The sequence below is a fragment of the Rhodococcus yunnanensis NBRC 103083 genome (assembly GCF_001895005.1).
Taxonomy (GTDB): domain Bacteria; phylum Actinomycetota; class Actinomycetes; order Mycobacteriales; family Mycobacteriaceae; genus Rhodococcoides; species Rhodococcoides yunnanense.
On sequence record NZ_BCXH01000005.1, the window covers coordinates 58628 to 81007 of the forward strand.

Sequence of the window (22380 nt, forward strand, 5' to 3'; positions counted from 1 at the left end):
AACGTCCTTATTGCCATCGTGCGCCGCACCCTTAGTCTCGCCAAAGCTGGAAGGTAACTGGCGCGGTGCGCCGATCAGCAGAAGTTGCGGTGGACTTCTGGCGCTCGAGCGAGCTCGAGCTGAGCGTGTGTCTTACGTCATACTCGGAAGTTAAGATTGGGTATTGGGCTTGCTTCCAGCTAGTTGTTGGTTGATCGTCATTCATTTAAATGACGAGTAGTGGTGAACTCCCGGTTCTGTTGGCATGAAAGGTCACTCAGCAGTGAGCCGCTGTCTGCGATTGGCTCTAGTATCTAATTCGTTGGAACTTTAATTTTTCATCAATGGGTCAAATTCCAGTCGGGGGATAAAGGCACATCATGCGAATCACAGTGTTCGGTACGGGGTACCTCGGTGCCACCCATGCCGCGTGTATGGCCGAGTTGGGCCACGAGGTACTGGGAGTCGACGTAGATCCTGCCAAGCTCGCCAAGCTCGAGGCCGGTGAGGTCCCGTTCTACGAGCCGGGTTTGGAAGAGGTTCTGCAGCGCAACATCGCCGCGGGCCGGCTGCGGTTCACGGCATCCTATGAGGAAGCTGCCGAGTTCGCTGACGTGCACTTTCTCGGTGTTGGAACGCCGCAGAAGAAGGGCGAGTTCGCCGCGGACATGAAGTACGTCGACGCCGTCGTCGAGACACTTGCGCCGCTGCTCACTACCCCTGCGGTCATCTTCGGTAAGTCGACGGTTCCGGTCGGGACTGCGGCTCGGCTGGGCGCGCTGGCTCGGGAGCTCGCTCCTGCGGGCGCGGACGTCGAGGTCGCGTGGAATCCTGAGTTTCTTCGAGAAGGCTTCGCCGTGAAGGACACTTTGCATCCGGATCGTCTAGTGCTCGGTGTCGACCGTGATAGGCCAGGGCGCGCCGAGGCAGTGGCTCGTGAGGTGTACGCGCAGCTGCTCGAAGAGCAGATTCCGTTTGTCGTCACCGATCTCGCAACTGCCGAGCTGGTCAAAGCATCGGCCAATGCATTTCTCGCAACCAAGATCTCGTTCATTAACGCCATCGCCGAGGTCTGTGAGGCCTCTGGAGCAGACGTCAAGATACTGGCCGACGCCATCGGTCACGACGAGCGCATCGGACGCAAGTTTCTTAACGCTGGTATCGGTTTCGGCGGCGGGTGTCTGCCCAAGGACATCCGTGCGTTCATGGCTCGAGCCGGTGAGCTCGGTGCTGACCAGGCGCTGACGTTCCTCCGCGAGGTCGACAACATCAACATGCGACGGCGCACTCGGATGGTCGAGCTGGCGCGTGAGGCATGCGGGTCGCTTCTCGGTGCGAGAGTTGCAGTGCTGGGTGCGGCGTTCAAGCCGGATTCCGACGACGTGCGGGACTCTCCTGCCCTCAACGTCGCAGGTCAGATTCAGTTGCAGGGCGCCGCGGTCAATGTGTACGACCCGAAGGCGATGGACAATTCGCGAGCTCTTTTCCCAACACTCGGCTATGCCGGATCCACGTTGGAGGCCTGTGAAGGCGCTGACGTGGTGTTGGTGCTTACGGAGTGGAAAGAGTTCAAGGCACTGGTGCCGTCGGATCTGGACGGTGTGGTACGGGCAAAAACCTTGATCGACGGCCGAAACTGCCTCGATCCGGTGCAATGGCGTGCTGCTGGCTGGACCTACCGCGGGCTTGGACGTCCATAAAAGTCGCACCGCCCTAGATTCGCCGGTACAGCACTCGCCTCACGCGTCGGTGATTGAAAAAACTACTGTCATTCACGTGAATGATTCTGTTCGCAGTCCAAGTGGCAAGGTCGAGATTTTTCGTTGTAAAGTTGGTTAGCCATTGAAATTTCGGCCAAAAGATTGTTTTGCGCAATACTAATCTTGGTGCTAAACGGATGTGCACGTGATCAATAGTTTCTACGGTGTTAACGGCCCGGACAGCGACGTCGGGGCCAGCGGTGGAACATTAGGAAAATGCTGCGACACAGTGATGCTCGATCGTCTGGCCAGCTCAGGCTCGGGTGTAACGGCGGGTAAGTGGCTGGGGATAGACATTGTGTTTGGTGTTTTTCCAACCTGTCTGTTATTCGCGTGATCGTTGTGATAAACCTGAATGGGTTACGTGATCTCGCTGTGATGTGACCCACTTGATTAGTGGCACCGCGGGCATCGTGAGAAAATTCAAAGGCGTCAACGGCACACGGGGACCGATTCTTCACGTCAGCGCAGATGTGAGTGGAGAAGGTTCGCAATGAACCTACAAAACTTCGACCACAAGCTGTCGGAGCATCGTGAGGAGGGGGGAGTCAGTGACGTCACTGGAATCAGTGCAGCAGACTTCGCGGGAGGAATCTCCGGCCAAGCAAGCCTGGCGTGTACGGCGACTCACGTCTCGGCGCGTGTGGGAAAGCCAATACATCGACAGGCTCAGAGTCACCGATGTGCTCGTTGTTGTGGGGGCGCTGACGGTCGCGCAGTTCATTCGCTTCGGTGAGATTCAGAACGACGGGGTATCTGCGTTCCTCGCGTACTCCGGAGTCTCGGTCGGGCTGGCTGCGCTGTGGATCGCCTTCCTCGCCATCTTCCGCACCCGCTCGCCGCGAGTGATCGGAAGCGGTGCCGAGGAGTACCGCCGTATCGTGTCGGCGACGTTCCGGCTCTTCGGTGTGATCGCCATCCTTTCGCTTCTGTTCCGAGTCGAGCTCGCACGCCTCTATCTCGCGATCGCGTTGCCCATCGGCTTGCTGGGGCTCCTTCTCACTCGCTGGCTGTGGCGCAAGAGTGTCGCAGCCAAGAGGAGCAAGGGGCAGTACCAGACCTCGGTGCTCATCGTTGGCAGCCGCAAAGCCGCCGTGGCGATGGCCAAGCAGTTCGAGCGTTCCCCTGGCGCCGGCTACAGCGTCGTTGGTATGTGCCTGCCCGGATATGAGGTCAAGCGCGACGGCGCTGTAACTGTAGACGGGTTCGAGATACCAGTGCTGGGCGACGAACACAGTGTTGTCGATGCCATCGAGGCATCCGGCGCTGACACCGTGGCAGTGACCGCTACCGAGCACTTGGGTGCGAAGGGCATCCGCAAGATGGTGTGGGACCTGGAGAAGAAGAACGTCGACTTGGTCGTGGCGCCCGGTGTCGTGGATGTGGCAGGGCCACGTCTGGTGATGCGCCCGGTTGCCGGCTTCCCGCTGATTCACGTGGAGAAGCCGCAGTACAACGGTGCGACACGTTTCAGCAAAACTGCCTTCGACATGGTCTTCGCGTCTGCGGTGCTGTTGCTGATCTCCCCTCTGCTACTGGTGGTGGCAGCCGTCATCAAGCTGACGAGCCGAGGCCCGGTGTTCTACAAGTCGGAGCGCATGGGGATCGACGGTAAGCCGTTCCCCATGATCAAGTTCCGCAGCATGGTCCAGGATGCGGACAAGCAGGTCTCTGCGCTTCTCGCTCAGAACGAGAGCGAGGGCGGTGTGCTGTTCAAGATGCGCGAGGATCCTCGGATCACGAAGGTCGGCAAGTTCATGCGGCGATTCAGTGTCGATGAGCTGCCTCAGTTCTTGAACGTTCTCCGCCGCGAGATGAGTGTTGTCGGCCCGAGGCCGCCGCTGCGCCGCGAGGTGGAGACCTACGACGGAGATGTCCGCCGCCGCCTCCTGGTGAAGCCTGGCATCACCGGACTCTGGCAGGTCAGTGGGCGCAGCGACCTTTCATGGGAAGAGACCGTGCGACTTGATCTCTCGTACGTCGAGAACTGGTCGATGGTCGGGGACCTATTGATTATTGCTAAGACTGTAAAAGCCGTTGCGGGTAGTGACGGTGCCTACTAATGATTCGTTCCAGATCTTTGAAGGATTGCTAATGTCAAGTCTGCAACCGCACCCGTTGGCGTCCATTATCCCGAGGGGATCCAGAGTGCTCTGGGTCGCATCTTCGGGCGGGCACTTCGCGCAATTGAATCGAATTGCAAAGTCCGTCGAGGCACACACCGATTCTAAGTGGCTGACTTTCAACACGCCACAGACCAAGCAAATCTTGGACGGACAGAATGTGCACTATGTTGACTATATTGCTCCGCGGGACGGTGTAACAGCCTCAAAAGCCGCTTTGTGGGCGCTGCGAAATCTTCGACGCGGAATGTTTGACGTTTGTGTTAGCACTGGTGCGGCGATTGCACCGGCGATACTACCAATGGCAAGACTCTGCCGCTACCGCACCGTATACGTAGAAAGCGTGACGCGCGTGCACGGGCCGTCTCTGAGTGGGGCGATCATCGGAAAAATACCAGGGATCGAAACATATACCCAGCACGAGGCATGGTCGGACTCAAACTGGAAATACAAGGGTTCGATTCTTGATTCTTGGGTGTCGAACCCGAACCCGATTTTGGGCAGGCCGCGCAAGATCTTTGTCACAGTGGGCAGCATTCGACCATATAGATTTGACCGAGCAATCGACGCCGTCTTGAAAATTCTCGCGGCTGACGATGAGGTCGTTTGGCAGTTGGGCGCTACCAAGCGGACAGATTTACCAGGCGAGATACGTGATCAGATCACGCCAGCGGAGTTCTTGCGGAATGCCACAGAGGCCGATGTTGTAATCACTCACGCAGGCGTCGGAACCGTTATGGAAATGCTTGACCTCAATATCGCACCAGTAATAGTAGTGCGCGATCCCAATCATAGTGAACACGTAGACGGGCATCAGCAACAGATTGCGACCGAACTGATCAGACGAGGTCTCGCATTCGAACTCGACTTAGAGAACCCGGATCGATATACAGTTGACCAGGCGTACACGACGAAGATTACTTCTGCTGATTTGTCCTCCGTATAACTCCAAATCAGACTACCGAAAAGCTTTGGGCAATCACAGCAGTTAGCGCGAAAGAAGACATACATGCCAAGTCCTGACGAAGGCCGTAGCCGCCCATCTGAAGTGGCAGTCCACCGGGCACCATTGGTGGTTGTGCATTCGCTAGCGGCACCTGACGGTAAAACTCGATACGTGGACCACATGTTGCATCCTGGACCTCGCGAACTGACTGCCAAAACATTCTCATGGCGACGAGCAATACTGACTCGCTACGACGTTTTTCACATTCACTGGCCAGAAAATCTCCTCCGGGGATCTGGCCGTATTCAATCATTCGTCAAATCCGTTCTGTTCCTGATTTTAACTCTTCGATGGAAATTGACGTCGACCACAATCGTGCGGACCGTACATAATGTCCAACCCCATGAACCAGGTCGTGCTCTGGAGAATCGCTTGCTTGAACGCGCTGACAGGGCCGTTGACCTATATATCAAGCTGAATACAACGACAGAAATCCCGCGGCCCAAGAAGTCAGTAACTATTTTGCATGGGCATTACAAAGACCGAACTACTTTCCAAGTCGACACACGACGCAGGCGTGGAACCATCTTGTACTTCGGTCTTATACGTGAATATAAAGGTGTGCCCGGACTGATTAACGCATTTCGTGATCTTTGCGACGAGGATGCACGACTAAAAATTGTTGGGAAACCGGCATCAGAAGAAATGGGAAGTCAGGTCTCCGAGTTGGCGGGCGCCGACGATCGGATAAGTACACAGTTGTCTTTCGTGGCTGACAAACAATTGGCGAGAGAGATCAGCGGTGCTGAGCTCGTAGTTCTACCATATCGTGAGATGCACAATTCTGGGTCTTTGTTGTTGGCATTGTCCTTAGGGACACCCGTTCTGGTGCCAGAGTCCACCTCCAACGAGGAGATAAGAAAAGAAGTTGGCGGAGACTGGATACTAACTTATTCTGGTACTCTGACCAAAAATCATCTCTCGAACGCGCTGCAAAGCGTGCGGTCTGTAGGTCGAACGGCAGAGCCAGATCTAGCAGCGCGAGACTGGGACAATGTGAAAGAGAAGCACTATCTAGCCTACATTGCGGCGCGCGGTAAGCGGCAGGCATTTTAACGTGACTACCTCGGGCTTTAACGACACAGAACCGAAGGATCGGAGCCTTGGAGCCTCTGCTGCTAAGGGCGCTGCCGTCACTCTGGCAGGACAAGGTCTGAAATTCTTCCTACAGTTCGGTGGCATTGTCCTGCTAGCAAGGCTGTTGGACCCAACAGATTTTGGACTGGTAGCAATGGTTGTGTCTATTGTCGGAGTTGGTGAGGTTCTACGCGACTTTGGGCTATCGTCCGCAGCTATTCAAGCAAAAAATCTCACCGCACAGCAGAAGTCAAATCTATTTTGGATCAACACGACAATCGGGGCGCTTCTGGCTATCGGGTGCTTCGCCGCTGCGCCACTGCTCGCCACCTTCTTCGACGAACACAGGATCCAACCGATAGCACAGGTGTTGGCGATTACGTTCCTTCTCAGCGGAATTACGACGCAATTTCGTGCCGGGCTGGCTCGCGGAATGAAATTCAAAAAACTAGCAATTGCAGACGTGGCTGCGCAGGCAATTGGGCTTGCCGTAGCGATCGCATGTGCCCTGAACGGCGCCGGGTATTGGTCAATGGTTGTCCAGCAGGTAGTTCAGTCGGCAGCTATTCTCCTACTATGCGCTACATTTTCGCGATGGCTTCCATCGTTGCCCCGGCGATGCGACGGAATGAGAGCCCTAACCTCGTTTGGCTGGAACTTGATGGGGGCGCAACTGCTTCAGTATGCAAGCAAGAATATGGACTCAGTTCTCATTGGCCGACAATTCGGCGCCGAACCGCTAGGCTTCTACAATCGAGCGTCACAATTGGTTACGAGTCCTTTGAATCAGATCAATGTGCCTGCATCTTCTGTGGCTATCCCAGTGCTGTCACGTATTTCAGAAGACAAAATACGCTACGATCGATTCATAATACGTGGACAGTTATGTCTCATGTCGGCCATCGTTGCCATATTCATGTTCATTGCGGCGCACTCGAACGCCGTGGTTGAAACGTTGCTTGGCGCAAACTGGTCCGAAAGCGCCACTTTCCTTGGAATTCTGGCATTGGGCGCGACATTTCAGGCAGCGAGCTACGCAACATACTGGGTATTTGTGTCCAAAGGAAAGACCGCAGCACTCTTCCGGTACGCGATTATTTCTCGAGTGATAACAGTCGCGATACTGTTCGCAGGAATTCCTTGGGGGGCAACTGGAGTCGCGGTAGCATATGCGGCTGGCTTAGCCGTGATCTGGCCGTTGGGACTGTTGTGGATACATTTCGTCACGGACGCACCCGCATACAAGATGCTGACGAATGGCGCTCGAACCCTAGTGATATATGGAGTTAGTGCAGGAGTAGGGGCAGTGACTACACAGGCGCTCACTCTAGAACGCGGATTGGAGCTTTCAGTTGGTTTCCTCGTGATGCTCGCAAGCCTCGCACTCACCGTCGCTGTATCAAAATCTTATCGTTCGGATATTCGCGACGTAATAGATATCGTGAGAATAATACGGAAGAGAGCAGTAAAGTGAAAGCCTCAAGCCTGGCTACGGTTTATGTTGAAATGGAATTAGGCACATGGCGACAACAGTGAAAACATTACTTCGAACTGCACTAAGGCGAGCTAGGCAATTTCTGGATGAATCCTACGGATCTGCCAGAGTTAGCTCGGTCTTGGAGCATCTATGGCGCGACAATCGCCCATTCACTGGCACGCCAAAGCCTACCCGACACCTACTGTTGCCACCACCCGGACGAGGGAACATTGGTGACCAAGCAATGGTCGAGGCATTTCTTGAGAATGTCGAAGGCGACGTTGTTGTAATCGTAAAGGCTTCAGATTCTTTCGTATTTGATGCCAATGATTCGAGTCGGCTCACAATCGTCGCAATGCCAAATCTGATATACGGGCGTTGGTTCAGGCAGCTCATTGATCTGCGTAAATTTCACAAGATCGCCGATACATGCACATCGTACTCTGTAATCGGTGCAGACATTATGGATGGTGCATACAATGAATTGGCGTCGATCAACCGATATCGAACGCTAAGTGTGGCTATACGGGCGGGGTTGGACTCGAGAATCCTTGGATTTAGTTGGAATAGCGAACCAACGAGCCGCGCTAGGGCCGCAATGATCGAATGTGGGCATAGTGGTGTAAAGATTCTCGCTCGCGATCCAGTCTCTTACAATCGGCTAGAGAGTCTGGGTGTCGAGAATCTATCGCTTGTTGCTGATACCGTCTTCGCAGACAGTCGTGTAATGGTATCGGACAGGGTCCTAAACATACTTGATCGGATACCATTTGGAAAATCTTTTGCGCTCGTCAACGCTAGCGGCCTGGTGGGACGCAGTGGAAGCCAGGTTCAAGCGTACTCACGCCTTATTTCATCGCTCCAATCCCGCGATCTATTCGTGGTGCTCTTACCCCATGTGATTCGGCCTGGCGGAAGCGATTTGGTCGAATGTCGGTCGATTCAGGCGGCACTACGCATCGAAGACCTCTATTTGGTTAGTGAGCTCTTGAGGCCGTCGGAAGTAAGACAACTCGCCGACAGGTGCCACCTAGTCGTCAGTGGGCGGATGCATCTGAGTGTCATTGCATTATCAGTTGATACGCCGGCAATTACAGTCGCAACTCAGGGAAAGGTCGAGGGATTGGCGCAGATGTTCAAAATCCAGGATCTGACGGTCTCAAGTGAAGGAGATCTTGAGTCTGGACTGGAGCACGCGTTGCAGACGTTTTTCTCGGCAGAGCCATCGATACGGGCCGAAATAGCCGATAACGGATCGAGGGCAAGATTGCTGGCGTATAAGAATTTCCCCGGAAGGGCTCCGCAGAGTTCTGATGCAAGATTGGACCGTGCAAATGGTGGCTAAGAAGCTATCGAAGAGACTCAAGAGATCACCATCAGTGAAGAAGCTGCGAGCGTTCGCGAGCAAATTAAAAGCAGTCTCCGAATTTGCATCTGACGGGTATCAGTACATGAAGGACGCCGCACCAAGTGAGAGGATCGCATTTGGTGTCACGGATCCTGTGCACCTTGAATGTACATTAACCAAAGACTACCACCGGATCGAAAAGGGCATATCTCTTCGGGTTCCCAAACGCCCCTTCGGTGAAGCAGTGGCAAACAGAATTCAGCATAATCTTCTCGCTTTCGATGGAATCGAAAGCACTGACGAAGGTGGTCGTGAATTTGTTAGATATTCGGTAGAGGCACTTGAAGCATTAAATCTATGGAATCGCGAAGGTGAGCGCGACTCTAGACTTGATTTCGAGCTTGCCACTCCTCGGAGCGGCCATGACGTTGACAACGTTTCAAGATTCTTCGGGTCTCGATCAAGCGTGCGCAGCTTTGATCGGACACGTGAGATACCAGCTGAAATCTTAAACAATGCGATAGCGTTAGCCGCTAACTCACCTTCTGTCTGCAACAGGCAGAGCTGGCGGGCACATTTGTACACAGATCCCGTGGACGTACTGAACGTGTTGAAGCTTCAGAATGGAAATTCTGCGTTTCGCGATGAAGTTCCGTGCGTTGCCGTAGTGACGGTCGACAGGAGGCTGTTCTCGGGCATTGAAGAGAGAAATCAACGATGGGTAGATGGTGGTCTCTTTGCGATGAGCCTGGTATGGGGTCTTCACGCACTGGGCCTCTCCAGTTGTATGTTGAATTGGTCCGTCAATGCCGATCGAAGCCGCGCACTGAGGGAGGAAGGAAATATCCCGGCGGTCGAAGACATCATCGTGATGATCGCAATAGGGTACGCAGATGAAGGTGCGAAGAGAGCGCGTTCATCGAGACGGCCTTTGGAGGGCATCGCTCGATTCCACTGATGCGACAGCAGACTTAGGTTCGTAGCTCAATCCCGGAAATGAAAGGCCAGAGTGCTAATGATCTTCTACTGGTGCGCCGGGCAAGATGACAATCTCGGCGATGTCGTGTTGCGTAGGAGGATGCTCAGATCTCTTCAGTCGAGGGGCGCGTGCACTGTCTACGTAGGATCAGCATCAGCTGGTTTTGTGAAAGCGCTTGGCTTGCGGCCGAATGACGTAATCTATCGAAATTTTGTAGGATTTGTAGCCCGTGCTTCTTTGTCGAGCTTACGGCGAAATTGGATGTTTGCATTTAATCCCGGTGAAGTGACGTGCAATCGTAGACAGAGTTTGATGCACGCTGCGCTTATACCAATGCTTTTGCTTTCTTTGATACATGGTTTCAGGGCGGTTCGTATCGGGGTGGGCCTACAGCCAAAGAAATCGCGGTGGGGGATATTCATCTTTGCTACCGCGGCATTGTGCAAGGAGAACATCTGGCGTGATGCTGAGACACTGAAGTGGTTTCGAACTGGTTCGGTTGCGCCAGACTGGGCGTTTAGTGCGATGCCCGCGTCCGCCACAGAACCTCCTTCGGACGAGCAGAGTGCACCGCGGTCACGCATCGCGGTGTCGTTTCGTGGTGACGGTTCGGTGATCTCCGATTCGATGGTGATCGCCTTGCGGGACGTTGCCAAAGACCTCGGTCGGAAGCTAGTTGTCGTGGTTCAGGTCGAGCGTGATCAAACGGCACTGCGGGATCTCGCGCAACGTTTGAACTGTGATTTTGTTGGATGGACCACCCAAGACCATCTGACGCAAGAACGGCGTGTTCGCGACGCATATCGAGAGTCCAGCCTGGTCGTGAGTGATCGTCTTCATGCCTTGATAATTGCAGTGAACGAGGGCTGTGTGCCAGTAGGATTGATGGAGCATTCGACTAGCAAAGTTGAGCGAAACTTTGCTACGACTAGCTTTCCGTTCATCAGCGCGGATGTGACAGGCTGGGAGCCGTCGCGGATCGCGGATGAGATCCGGGGTGGGTTGAAGGTAAAGCGGGCGTGCGATATCGCAGCATTGGCTGCGGAAGACCTTGTCAGATCACTGGATCAAAAGGTGAAGAATTATGGCTAAGAAACATATGCATTATTTGGTTGGCGGGTTCCGAATTTCAGTTCGTGACGGGTCAAACACCCCAGGTCCGAGAAATCATATTCTGAGCTTCATCGAGGGCGCCCGCCAGGAAGGGCATCTGGTTCGGAGGTTTCTGGTTTCTGAATTCCCTTTGATGGCGCGATTCTCGAAAGTCTCGCAGTCGGATTACCAGGGGTCTAGTGCAATACGGGTCTGGATTGCCGATATCGTGCGCATCGCTGCCGCGATTTGGTGTGGCGGAAACGTATTTCTGCGAACTCTTTGTAGCGGTTCACCGGACATCATATATGAGCGTGTTGCCGTACTCCAGTCGCTGTCTTCGTTTCATGCACGAAAACGGCGTGCGTTTCGGGTCGTGGAAGCGAATGGAATACTCGCACGTGAGACCGCACTGGACCGCAAGGTATTGAAGTCAATTCGGTTGGCAACATGGTTGGAGCAGAGGGTTTTGCGCAGGGCCGATCTTGTCGTCGCCGTCAGCGATGCGCTCAAGACAGAATTGATTGAATATAGTGGCTTGCACCCCTCGGCTATTCTGGTCGTGCCAAATGGTGTTTCGTCAAAGCTTGGTGCGATCAAACGATCTTCATCTGACGGTGTGACTATCGGATTTGCTGGCTCGGTGGTTGCTTGGCACCATCTCGATGAGCTATTCGATGCTGTGAAATGGGTGAACCTCGAACGAGTCGGCTCAGGGCTTCAGCCAATCCGTCTAGAGGTGGTTGGCGACGGCCCCGAGTTGGGTGCTTTGAAGGCGAAAGTCGTTAGTGATGAATTGTCTGGAGTTGTGACAATGCTTGGAAAACTTGACCAGGCTAGCACTTATGAAAGAATGGCTACGTGGAACTTTGGATTCGCAGGCCATAGGAAGTCGTCAAGTTCCGCTATGTATCATAGTCCTCTCAAGCTTTATGAGTATGCCGCCTTGGGCCTTGGAATACTATGTACTGATTCGAGTGATGCCTCTTCCCTTAAGGAGTGTGGCGTAGAAATGAGAATTCACGCAGGTGGCGCAAGCGTTCGTGAGCAGCTATCAAGTTTGATTCAGGCTCCCCGGCAGAGTGAATCGAATATTTCCGCTATTCGAAAGTCTGTGGTGAAAGAGCACTCCTGGGAAGCCAGGGTGGCTACAGTGATAGGCCGAGCTGCAGTTTCAGGTTATAAGGAGTAGCGAATGGTATTGCCGAGTACGGAAACTGCCGCCAGAACGAGACCTATGGGCTATCGAACGCGCCTATGGCTAGATTCGTCCGGAGAAATCATCAGTCCTCCCCGTGGTTCGTGGTTGCTAGTGGGAGCCCTCAGTGGTCTGTCTGCATCGGTAGTTGGCGTGCCGTCTGTAATACCGTCTGTTGGACTACGCCCTTGGCACATATTGGCCATCGCCGCACTGTTTGTCGCAGTCGGTGCCTCGAAAAATTCTCCCGGGATCTTGCGACTTAGTTGGCTGGATCTGTCTCTGCTGGGCTACGCTGCAGTCTGCATCTTGGCGGAGATCTACAACGCATCCGAGTTAGAGTACCCAATTGATGTTGGAACAGTGTTGTCACCGTTGTATTACTTAATAGGTTATTATGCTGCTCGGATTACGATCGAGTCGCGTGTGTCAGCGGGAGTATTTCTCGGCGCCTTTGCGGCGGTAAGTATTCCTATGTCAGTTGTTTCGCTTGGTCAACTCGGTTCTGCAGAGGTCTCGAGAGCGGTGCTTGCGATCGCGCCTGGTCCTGGACTGGAGGCACGAATCGAGGACGGTCGGTTGATCCGAGCTACTGGATTCGTCGGCCATTGGACTGGGCTTGGATTCTATTTCTGTGCGTGTTTGGCAGCAGCTTGCATGGCGACTCTCCTCCTGGCACCCACGGGTCGAATACCTTGGATACTGAAGGGTGCGATTGTCTTCGCGTTCCTAGGGGCATTATCCTCTTTGACCTTGTCTGTTCTAACGACGGCGATACTGATTATTCTAGGGCTACTTGCGGTTCGCGGTCTGAAGGTTAGCACGCTATGGTCGGTGGGTGCGGTCACTGTAATTGCATATCTCAAGTTCGGAGAGTACTTCGAAGATCGTATTGATCAGCAGACGGCAGCACGACTCGAGTATCTTCCATCTTGGGTTCCAAACACGCTTGCTTATCGTTGGAGGATCTGGACAGAGCAGACGATTCCCGTAATTCAAGAACGTCTTCTGACCGGATGGGGGTCCAATCTCTACTCAGGTCGCGACAGACCGCGAATATTAGTTTGGCATTCTCCGGAGTCTCAATGGTTTGGTTCGGCAATATCGTACGGAATCATTGGTGCAGTGTCGTTAGCGATGGTCCTCGTGGCCACCATCTACTATTTCGCTTACCGAGTACGGATGGTCGAACATCGATATAAACTTCCAGGGTTGATGCTTATTGTCGGGTCAACCGTCGCTTCCTTTACGGTCCCAGTCTTCACGAATCGTGGTTTTCCTGTGGCGCTTTGGATGTTGCTGGGTGTCATTGTCTCTGTGCACTTTCTTACTACTCGGCCGACGGTTGACGCATTGTGAAGTCTGGGAAGGGAACTTGCTCCTCAACGACATTTTCGTTGCGGCTTATTGAGTCGGCGACGGAACGTAAACGTGTTTGTTTCCAGCCATATCATGGTGTGCAAGATATTTTCGGATTTGAAGGGCAGTGGTTGTGAACGCTTGGTTAATGAATGGTGTGGCAGGAAGTTCGCTTATGCCGCCTAGGCTTAGAAAGTTTCTTCTATCGCTTTTGGGCGCCGAATTGGGTAGCGCCCGACTTCTGCACTCAGGCAATATCTCGGGTGATATTCGTAAGCTCAAAATCGGTGACAATTCATTCTTGAACGTTGGCTTTTCCCTGCACCCAACAGGTGGTATTGATATCGGATCGAATGTGGCTGTGGGGCCGCGCTGCGTGATCATCACGGGCACGCACCCAATTGGTCCCCGTAGTAAGCGCGCGGCGACCCCGACTGTGTTCTCTGGAGTCACAATTGAGGACGGTTGCTGGTTAGGCGCAGGTGTCATTGTACAACCGGGCGTTCGTATTGGCACAGGATGCGTAGTGGCGTCTGGCGCCGTGGTGGTGCGCAGTTGTGAGCCAGATGGGCTGTATGCGGGAGTCCCAGCATCCAGGATCCGTGAGCTTCGTTGATTCGGACGGTGTGATGAGAGATATGCATAGTGCAAAGTACGGATTTCGGCTTGAAACTGCGCAGCTGCGGAGGCTCCGGCGTATATGCGGCCCTGTGTTCGAGGAGCGAATTGTTCAACAATGGTCGTTGCGGATACATCAATGAGAGGGCCTACTGGCAGTGAGGGAGCGGGGCCACCCTCGGGCGTCGGTGTGGTGGCGCCGGCAAGTAGCGTTGAGCCTGTAGTTAAACGGTTTCGACCTGACATCGAGGGACTACGCGCGATAGCGGTGATGCTGGTACTGCTATGGCATGCAGGTATACCTCTGCTGCCAGGTGGCTTCGTCGGTGTAGACGTATTCTTTGTTATTTCTGGATTCTTGATGACTGGGATTCTTCACCGTGAGTTCGTTGAGCGGGGGAGGGTTTCGGTTTCGAAGTTTTACGCTCGCCGTGCAAGGAGGCTTGTTCCTGCTAGTACCGTCGTGCTGGTCGTCGCTGCCGTCTCGTCCTGGGCAATTCTCCCCGCAACGAGGTGGTGGTCGACGGGTTTAGACATCGGATCGGCCGGCGCTTATGTGCTGAATTGGCTGTTAGCCGCAACGTCCGTTGATTATCTTGCTCAGGACGCGGCATCAAGTCCAGTTCAACATTTTTGGTCCCTTTCAGTCGAGGAGCAATACTATATTGCTTGGCCAGTAATTCTCGTTGTTGCGGCGTGGATACTGAGGCGGTCGAGGATAAGCGCCCATTCTTTTATGTTGATGATTCTTGTGTGCGCGTTCTTCGGTTCTCTGGCATTTTCGATAATAGAGACCAGCAGCGATCCCGGCGTAGCATATTTTGTTACTACCACACGAATCTGGGAACTCGCGTTAGGCGGTTTTTTGGCGCTAACGCTGGATTGGTATAGGAGGGTGCCGCTGTTATTGGCTACCCTCCTCGGTTGGTTCGGCTTCGGTGCGATATTTGCCTCGGCTTTGATTTTTTCGACATCTACTCCATTCCCCGGTGCTGCAGCGCTTCTCCCGACAGTCGGTACAGCAATAGTAATCGCAATGGGCCATCGCGGCGGCCGAGCTACCTGTGCTGTCGTACTTAATAATGGCCCGACCCAGCTTGTGGGCCGGTTGTCCTATTCATTCTATCTCTGGCATTGGCCGGTTCTCGTTGTCGGTGGCTATGTAGTTACGTCTGGCGTTAGAACGTTATCGGCTTGGGAGGGTCTCTTTCTCGTCTTGTTGTCAATGGTGCCAGCAGTTTTGTGCTATCAGCTTGTGGAGAAGCCATTTCGTGACCTTGAACTGTTTCGCAGATCTACCCGTAATTCATTGGCTATCGGGGCAATTGGTATTGCGGTTGCTCTCGTCGCCGGAGCGGGTCTTGCGGGAGCGGGTCTACGGGAGTCGCGAAATGCGCCTGACGCACTCGTTAACAGTCATTCGTCGACTATTGACTTTGGGGCAGCCCTGATTGGTGCATCCGCGAATAGTCTGCTTGTGGCGGGTCAATCGATCTCCCCGAATCCGCTTGTCGCCGCTGACGACAATCCGCCGGTTTATGCACGCGGTTGTCAGCAGCCATTTTCTTCAAGCAAGCCAGTAGCCTGCGAGTTTGGTTCCCCGGATGCCGATGTTACCGTCGCTCTTGTTGGAGATTCACATGCTGCGCATTGGGTGGACGCGCTGGCGTATGTTGCGGAGACGCGAGGTTGGAGGCTATTGAGTTATACGAAGTCCTCCTGCGCGCTTGTCGACGCGACGGTTGTGAATTCTGGTGCTCCAGCGCAGCATTGCGCAGAATGGAATGACAATGTGAAGGCGGAGTTGGTGAAGATTCAGCCTGCCGCGGTGTTTGTTTCGAATATTGACTACCAGATTGTTGGCTCGTCAGATAATCAGTCTGATCTTTCGGACGCAATGGCCCGGTCGTGGACGGACATTGCCAGCGCGGGTGCACGCGTGTTTGTTCTGCGAGATACTCCGGTCTCGAAGTTCGATCCACCCGATTGCTTGGTTGGTCATCTCGACAATCCGCAGATCTGCGCAACGCCACGTGATGAGGCGTTCGGCACTCGTGGACTGGCTCAGTTGAGCGCGGCTAGAAGTGCCCCTGTGACCCTTCTCGATGTGACGTCAGCAATCTGCCCCGGTGATCCGTGTCTTCCCGTGATTGGCGGCGTGATGGTTTATCGAGATCGGACACATCTGACGGCTACGTATTCCCGATCCCTGGGCCCAACGCTCGACGAGGCTATACCTCGTATTTCGATCAATTGAAAGTTGGTGTTCTAGGTTTGGTAGGAAATTGGTGCAGCTAAGCCTGGATACACCGATCCGATGACGGATCGGTGTATCCAGGCTTAGGTAGGGTTTGCCAGCAGTCCTTAGGTTTAGTCAACTGCTTCCGCGAGCTGAAGCAAAGGCCTAGACTCCTTACGGAACTTGTTCGAGAGCGCTCTGACGCTACCCGTAGTATCCGCGGAGGTGCAGTCTGCGCGGTCCATACATCAACCCACGCCGTCGCAGTGACCTCGCAGTTAGCCTCCTCTACAGGCAGCAAGGCTGAGATCGAGGTGGCGCCGTAAGCCTGTATCCGGCGCGACGTCGCCAAATTCTGGAGATGTCGTCAGTGTTCGTGCATCCCGTCCGACCACAGGACACCCTCGGGTTGCTCGACGGCATCGATGTCGAGGTTGACCACGACCGGGTCCTGACCCGAGCGGACCAAGACGCATTCGAGTGTCTCGTCGGTGCTGGCGTTGATTTCCTGATGCGGCACGAACGGGGGCACGAAGATGAAGTCGCCGGGCCCGGCTTCGGCGACGAACTCCAGGTTGTTCCCCCACCGCATCCGTGCGCGTCCGCGGACGACGTAGATGATGCTCTCGAGGTCGCCGTGGTGATGAGCGCCTGTCTTGGCGTTCGGGAGGATATCGACCGTTCCCGCCCAGATCTGGCGGGCACCCACTCGGGCGCCGATTGCTGCTGCCCGCTTCATGCCCTCGGTCTGAGGGGTGTTGGCGTCGGTGTCGCTCGATGGAACGACCTTGACCCCGTTGTGTCGCCAGTCGACGTGGCTACCTTCTTCGTGTGTCCCTGGCATGACAACCTTCCTTCGATGCTCGTGTGAACTGCTGGGTGCATTATCGCAGGCGTGCAGGTCGAGCCATCGGGAAGCCTCCGGGAACGCAGACACACGCGGCGGCGTCGGGCCGACCCAATCGCGGGGCGTGCTGTGGCCTGAATGTTCACGGAATCCGGTAAGTGGTCTCGATGTCCACCAGGCCACAGAGGTCAAGCGAACAAATCTATTCTCCGATTTCTACTGTGTATTGCGGTGTTTCGGAACATGGAAGGGCCATCGATCCACACCTGATGCCGAGTAACCGGGTCTCTGCTCTATGGGTGCACCGAATTGCGGGCCGTTGTTCTGTTGCGGCGCTTGTATTTCCGTCGCCATAAGGTGTGCACCGCTCGGAATTCGTGCGTACTGTAGGGCAACTTATCTGCGTGGTGAGAAACGGAGCAACGGTGAAAAGAGCTCTGATAACGGGGATTACGGGCCAAGATGGTTCTTACCTAGCCGAACTACTTCTGTCCAAGGGGTACGAGGTTCATGGACTGATCCGACGCGCATCCACGTTCAATACCGCACGGGTGGAACACCTGTACGTCGACCCGCACGAGGTGGACGCCAAGCTGTTTCTGCACTACGGAGATCTCAGCGACGGCGCACGCTTGGTCACCTTGCTGGCCGAGATCCGACCGGACGAGGTATACAACCTCGCTGCACAATCGCACGTCAGGGTCAGTTTCGACGAGCCCGAGCACACCGGAGACACGACGGGAATGGGTTCGATTCGGCTGCTCGAAGCAGTACGCCTGACCGGCGTTCAGTGCCGGTTCTATCAGGCGTCGAGCTCGGAGATGTTCGGTGCCAGCCCGCCCCCGCAGAACGAGGACACACTGTTCTACCCGCGGTCCCCGTACGGCGCAGCGAAGGTCTACTCGTACTGGGTCACCCGGAACTACCGCGAGGCGTACGGCATCTTCGCGGTCAACGGCATCTTGTTCAACCATGAATCACCAAGGCGCGGAGAGACCTTCGTGACCCGAAAGATCACCCGGGCCGTCGCTCGCATCAAAGCCGGCGTGGAGGACAGCCTCTACATGGGCAATCTCGATGCAATTCGCGACTGGGGATATGCGCCGGAATACGTCGAAGGCATGTGGCGCATGCTCCAGGTCGATCAGCCCCAGGACTATGTACTCGCCACCGGTGGCCAGTACACGGTCCGCGACTTCCTGACCGTCGCGTTCGAGCACGCGGGCCTGGACTGGCAGGAGTACGTTCGCTTCGACGACCGCTACCTCAGGCCCACCGAAGTGGACGCGTTGGTCGGTGATGCAGGCAGGGCCGAGAACGACCTCGGATGGAAGGCGTCGGTCCACACGCCCGAGCTGGCACGCATCATGGTCGATGCCGACATCGACGCCCTCGCGTGCGAAGGCCGCCCGTGGATCGACAAGCCGGTACTGGCGGAGTGGGCATGACAGCGGTGGCCAGCTCACCCGGATCGGTGGCCTGGTCCACCCCGATCGACCGCGACGCACCGATCTACGTCGCCGGACACAAGGGCCTGGTGGGATCCGCCATCTGGCGTGCACTCGGCGCAGCCGGGTTCACCCGCGTCATCGGGCGGACGTCGTCGCAACTGGATCTGCGCGACCGCGGCGCAGTGTTCGACTTCTTCGCCGAGCACACGCCCACCAATCTGGTCCTGGCTGCCGCGAAGGTCGGCGGGATCATGGCCAACAGCACCTACCCGGTGGACTTCATCTCGACCAATCTTCAGATCCAGGTCAACGTGTTGGATGCGGCGCTGGAACACGGCGTCGAACGCCTGCTGTTCCTGGGGTCGTCGTGCATCTACCCGAAGCTCGCCCCGCAGCCGATCAAGGAGGAGTACCTCCTCACCGGGCCACTGGAACCGACGAACGACGCATATGCCATCGCGAAGATCGCCGGCATTCTCCAGATTCAGTCCGTCCGAAAGCAATACGGCCTGCCGTGGATCTCGGCGATGCCCACCAACCTCTACGGGCCAGGTGACAACTTCTCGCCGCAGGGCGCGCACGTGTTGCCTGCGCTCATCCGGCGGTTCGAAGGGGCCAGGCTCGACGACGTCGATGTGGTGACCAACTGGGGCACCGGCTCACCGCGTCGGGAATTCCTGCACGTCGACGACATGGCCGCCGCCTGTCTGCACCTGCTGGACCATTTCGACGGACCGCAGCAGGTCAACGTCGGGACCGGGGAAGATCAGACCATCGAAGAGATCGCCGGGATGGTGGCCGAGGAAGTCGGTTACCGAGGCCGCATCGAGTGGGATGCGTCCAAACCCGATGGCACACCACGCAAATTGCTCGATGTCGGCACGCTGCAGGCGTCGGGATGGAAGCCGACCATCGGGTTGCGTGAGGGTATCGCGTCGACCGTCGCGTGGTACCGCGAGAACATCGATTCGGTGCGAGAGCGATGAGTCGTCGTAGCGACGTTCTTCTGCAGGAAGTGGACCAAGTGGTCCGCGACGTCGTACTCAATCGCATCGTCGCCAGTGGGGCATTGCCGCGCAGGCTCCGAAATCCCCTCATGCGCAAGCTCGGACACGATGTACATCCCACCGCGCTGATCAACCCAGGTGCGTTTCTCGGTGCCTGGAGTGGACTGACGTTGAAGGAACGCTCGTTCGTCAACTACGGGTGTTTTCTCGACCTCGGTGCCGAGATCACGCTGGGCAGATACTCCGGAATCGGATACGAAACCATGCTGATCACCTGCGGCCACCACATCGGACCCGAATGGAATCGCATCGGAGCACCCGACAACGCACCCATCGTCATCGAGGACGGCTGCTGGGTCGGCTCGCGGGTGATGGTGATGCCGGGGGTGACCATCGGCGAAGGCTGCGTCGTGGCGTCGGGAAGCGTCGTCACCAAGGACTGCGAGCCGAACTCCCTCTATGCCGGTGTGCCTGCGTCGTACAAGCGTTCCATCGCTGCAGGCGAAGCCTCGGCTGCGCGTGCGGCGCGAGTGTAGCCCGTGAAGTCCATGGCCAGAACGGCATCGGCGGTACCCGCCGGCGAGCTGTTGCCTGCAGCTCCGGGATCCGCGGACCATACCGGCAGTGCGGCTCTCGGTCTGCCCGAACGTGTGTGGCTGTTCGGGTTGGGCGCCGCATCCTCCCTCCCGTTGATGAACTTCACGGTCACCGGGTTCTCCTTCGTGTGCGTGGCCGTCGCCTTCGCCTATTTCCTGCCGTCCTCGCGGCGCAGGAACAGCGTTCCGTTGCTGCTGGCGGCGCTCGGCAGCTGCGCCTATCTCGCCTCGGCGTGGGTCAACGAGACGAGCTTCATGGCCCCGAACGTCTTCGCGTTCGCGTCGTTCGGCCTCTACTTCTGCGGAATCACCGTGTTGGCGAGAGACATTCAACGTATTGCGACCGTCCTGATCGGCATCGCTTTCGGTTCGACGGTGTTCTTCGTTCTCATCGGCACGTTCCTGACATCCACGGGATCGGTCGGCGACCTGTGGAAATACGGCATCGCCCCGGCCGCAACGGTGGCGGTGCTCTACCTGGCCGCGATGTGCCGCGTCCGGTGGCAGGGAATCGTGGTGATACTCACCGTCCTCGCCGCGATGAGCCTGATCCTCAACTTCCGCTCGCACGCCCTGGTGTGCCTGGCCGTCGCGCTGCTGCTGGTGCTGTCCAAGCTCTTCGACGGCACCTTGTCGATCGTCACGCGTCTGGTGACGCTGGCTGCATTCGGGCTCGGGTTCTCGTGGCTGCTGAGCTATGCGGCGAGGGACGGACTGCTGGGGGAGTCGCTCCGGGACAAGGTGTTGATGCAGTCCAGTGGCTCGGTGCCCATGCTGCTCGCCGGCCGGACCGAACCACCGCTGTCCATCACCGCAATACTCCACCGGCCGTGGCTGGGCTGGGGCGACGCGAACAACATCTCCCACCAGGTCTACCTCCAAGCGCAGGACATCGCGATGAACCTAGGGTTCGCGCGGTCCTTCCCCTTCGCATACGCCTGGAAGCTGCCCGATGGGACGATCTCGCTGCACTCGATCCTGCTCGTGTCCTGGGCCGAGGCCGGCATCCTGGCCGCCTTGCTTCCGCTGTGGTTGCTGTGGGCGTGTTATCGGCTGATCTTCGTCGCCGATGCTGCCGGGCCGTGGACACCGCTACTGATGTTTCTCGGGATGCAAGCCACCTGGGACATCCTGTTCTCGCCGTGGTCCTACAACCTGCCAGCGGTATTCGCCGTCATCGCATGCAGCTGTATCTCGCTCAGGACGCCGGGACGTCACCGAATGACACGACAACACGCAGCGAGGGGGAATCGGTGAACACGTATCCGTCGGTCAGCGTCATCATCCCCACGATCGGCCGGGACAGCCTGTACGCGGCCGTCAGCTCCGCCCTGGTGCAGTCGGTCGCCGTACTCGAAGTGGTCGTGGTCGCCGATACCACCTCGGAACTCGCGCTTCCGGAGGACGAGCGCATCCGCGTCGTGCGTACCGGGCCCGGCTCCGGGTCCTCGAATGCCAGGCAAGCCGGCATCGTCGCCGCCTCGGGGGAGATCATCGCGCTGCTCGACGACGACGACCTGTGGCATCCGTTCAAGCTCGAGCGCCAACTCGACGAGGTGGCCGCCATCGAGAGCACGCACTGGGTCGTCTCCTGCAAATGCGCCGTACGCGAAGCGGGGCGAAGAGAACGCATCTGGCCGCGCAGGACCATCGGCGCCCGCCAACCGGTGGCCGAGTACCTGTTTCGACTGCACGGGCTGCGCATGGGCGGCGGGATGCTGCAGAGCAGCACACTGTGCTTCCCGCGATCGCTGGCACTGGAGGTGCCGCTCAATTTCGTGCCCGACTCCATCCACGACGAGCCGGGGTGGTTGATGGCCCTCCAAGACCGTCTGCCGGACTTCGTGTTTCGTCATGTGCCCGATTGCTTTTCGATCTACAACATCGGTGCGAACTCGGTGTCTCGCCGTCCGCTCGACATGTCCGAGAAATACATCGCCTGGGGGCGCGAGCACCTGCACACCGAAACCGGCCGTGTGCGCGGCGACTACTTCCTCACCAGTGCCGTCGCTGCTGCCGCCTCCGCGCGCTCGCTCCGCAGCATCGGCAGGTCCGTGTCGGTGGGGTTCTCCGAAGGCAGTCCCGGGCTCGGCGCAATCCTCTATGCGGCAACCAAATTTGGCAAGACCGCCGCACGGAACGCACTGGGCGGCGGAGCTGCGGAGGTGGCCCGTGTCGAATGAGACTGTGCCCAGTGATATTGGGCCCGGTGAGATTGGGCCCG

Annotated in this window: 18 protein-coding genes; 16 read left to right on the top strand and 2 right to left on the bottom strand. The window is 56.5% G+C overall.

The genetic code is table 11. The features are described 5' to 3' along the window. Nucleotides 1–359: 359 nt before the first annotated feature. The 3 genes from RY1_RS10430 to RY1_RS10440 all read left to right on the top strand — a co-directional run bounded on the left by RY1_RS10430 (nucleotide 360) and on the right by RY1_RS10440 (nucleotide 4808). Nucleotides 360–1679, top strand: coding sequence for a UDP-glucose dehydrogenase family protein (locus tag RY1_RS10430; RefSeq protein ID WP_072803495.1), 1320 nt, complete (start codon nucleotides 360–362; stop codon nucleotides 1677–1679). A 629-nt stretch (nucleotides 1680–2308) separates the two neighbouring features. Continuing rightward, a complete protein-coding gene (locus RY1_RS10435) occupies nucleotides 2309–3802 on the top strand; it encodes a sugar transferase (protein WP_084727350.1) in 1494 nt (497 codons plus the stop codon). 85 nt (nucleotides 3803–3887) lie between these two features. Then, a complete protein-coding gene (locus RY1_RS10440; RefSeq protein ID WP_169914642.1) occupies nucleotides 3888–4808 on the top strand; it encodes a glycosyltransferase in 921 nt (306 codons plus the stop codon). 7 nt (nucleotides 4809–4815) lie between these two features. On the opposite strand, the gene RY1_RS30100 is transcribed toward RY1_RS10440, so the two are convergent. After that, nucleotides 4816–5121 (bottom strand): hypothetical protein, encoded by a 306-nt coding sequence (locus RY1_RS30100; protein WP_169914643.1) that lies wholly within the window; start codon nucleotides 5119–5121, stop codon nucleotides 4816–4818. A gap of 62 nt (nucleotides 5122–5183) precedes the next feature. Here RY1_RS30100 and RY1_RS30105 point away from each other — a divergent pair, with 62 nt between their 5' ends. The 8 genes from RY1_RS30105 (at nucleotide 5184) to RY1_RS10485 (ending at nucleotide 16273) form a co-directional block, all read left to right on the top strand. Beyond that, nucleotides 5184–5924, top strand: a complete 741-nt coding sequence (locus RY1_RS30105; RefSeq protein WP_245819611.1) for a glycosyltransferase — start codon at nucleotides 5184–5186, stop codon at nucleotides 5922–5924. Nucleotide 5925: 1 nt separating this feature from the next. Beyond that, on the top strand, nucleotides 5926–7419 hold the full coding sequence (locus RY1_RS10450; protein ID WP_072803498.1) for a lipopolysaccharide biosynthesis protein: 1494 nt from the start codon (nucleotides 5926–5928) through the stop codon (nucleotides 7417–7419). Between the two features lie 46 nt (nucleotides 7420–7465). Then, the gene (locus RY1_RS10455) at nucleotides 7466–8767 is read left to right on the top strand and encodes a polysaccharide pyruvyl transferase family protein (protein ID WP_084727319.1); all 1302 of its coding nucleotides are present in this window, start codon (nucleotides 7466–7468) and stop codon (nucleotides 8765–8767) included. A 34-nt stretch (nucleotides 8768–8801) separates the two neighbouring features. Continuing rightward, on the top strand, nucleotides 8802–9728 hold the full coding sequence (locus RY1_RS29365) for a nitroreductase family protein (RefSeq protein WP_169914647.1): 927 nt from the start codon (nucleotides 8802–8804) through the stop codon (nucleotides 9726–9728). Between the two features lie 333 nt (nucleotides 9729–10061). Beyond that, a complete protein-coding gene (locus tag RY1_RS10465) occupies nucleotides 10062–10841 on the top strand; it encodes a polysaccharide pyruvyl transferase family protein (protein ID WP_139279803.1) in 780 nt (259 codons plus the stop codon). Further along, the gene (locus tag RY1_RS10470; RefSeq protein ID WP_072803502.1) at nucleotides 10834–12033 is read left to right on the top strand and encodes a glycosyltransferase; all 1200 of its coding nucleotides are present in this window, start codon (nucleotides 10834–10836) and stop codon (nucleotides 12031–12033) included. The genes RY1_RS10465 and RY1_RS10470 overlap by 8 nt, the downstream gene beginning before the upstream one ends. Nucleotides 12034–13573: 1540 nt before the next feature. After that, nucleotides 13574–14014: an acyltransferase gene (locus tag RY1_RS10480; RefSeq protein WP_245819612.1), complete on the top strand. Its 441-nt coding sequence runs from the start codon at nucleotides 13574–13576 to the stop codon at nucleotides 14012–14014. A gap of 141 nt (nucleotides 14015–14155) precedes the next feature. Beyond that, entirely contained in the window at nucleotides 14156–16273 is a 2118-nt protein-coding gene (locus RY1_RS10485) for an acyltransferase family protein (RefSeq protein ID WP_281249968.1), read from the top strand. A gap of 349 nt (nucleotides 16274–16622) precedes the next feature. On the opposite strand, the gene RY1_RS10490 is transcribed toward RY1_RS10485, so the two are convergent. Continuing rightward, a complete protein-coding gene (locus RY1_RS10490; RefSeq protein WP_072803504.1) occupies nucleotides 16623–17099 on the bottom strand; it encodes a cupin domain-containing protein in 477 nt (158 codons plus the stop codon). 428 nt (nucleotides 17100–17527) lie between these two features. Here RY1_RS10490 and gmd point away from each other — a divergent pair, with 428 nt between their 5' ends. Genes gmd through RY1_RS10515 form a run of 5 tightly spaced genes read left to right on the top strand, consistent with a single transcriptional unit; the run spans nucleotide 17528 to nucleotide 22339 of the window. Further along, nucleotides 17528–18550, top strand: a complete 1023-nt coding sequence (gmd, locus tag RY1_RS10495; protein ID WP_072803735.1) for a GDP-mannose 4,6-dehydratase — start codon at nucleotides 17528–17530, stop codon at nucleotides 18548–18550. Further along, nucleotides 18547–19539 carry a GDP-L-fucose synthase family protein gene (locus tag RY1_RS10500; RefSeq protein ID WP_072803736.1) on the top strand — a complete coding sequence of 331 codons (993 nt, stop codon included), beginning with the start codon at nucleotides 18547–18549 and terminating at the stop codon, nucleotides 19537–19539. The genes gmd and RY1_RS10500 overlap by 4 nt, the downstream gene beginning before the upstream one ends. Further along, nucleotides 19536–20096 carry an acyltransferase gene (locus RY1_RS10505; RefSeq protein ID WP_072803505.1) on the top strand — a complete coding sequence of 187 codons (561 nt, stop codon included), beginning with the start codon at nucleotides 19536–19538 and terminating at the stop codon, nucleotides 20094–20096. Before RY1_RS10500 ends, RY1_RS10505 begins: the two co-directional genes overlap by 4 nt. A 12-nt stretch (nucleotides 20097–20108) precedes the next feature. Further along, nucleotides 20109–21413 (top strand): hypothetical protein, encoded by a 1305-nt coding sequence (locus RY1_RS10510; RefSeq protein ID WP_245819588.1) that lies wholly within the window; start codon nucleotides 20109–20111, stop codon nucleotides 21411–21413. Then, nucleotides 21410–22339 (top strand): glycosyltransferase family 2 protein, encoded by a 930-nt coding sequence (locus tag RY1_RS10515; protein WP_072803506.1) that lies wholly within the window; start codon nucleotides 21410–21412, stop codon nucleotides 22337–22339. Before RY1_RS10510 ends, RY1_RS10515 begins: the two co-directional genes overlap by 4 nt. Nucleotides 22340–22380: the final 41 nt, after the last annotated feature.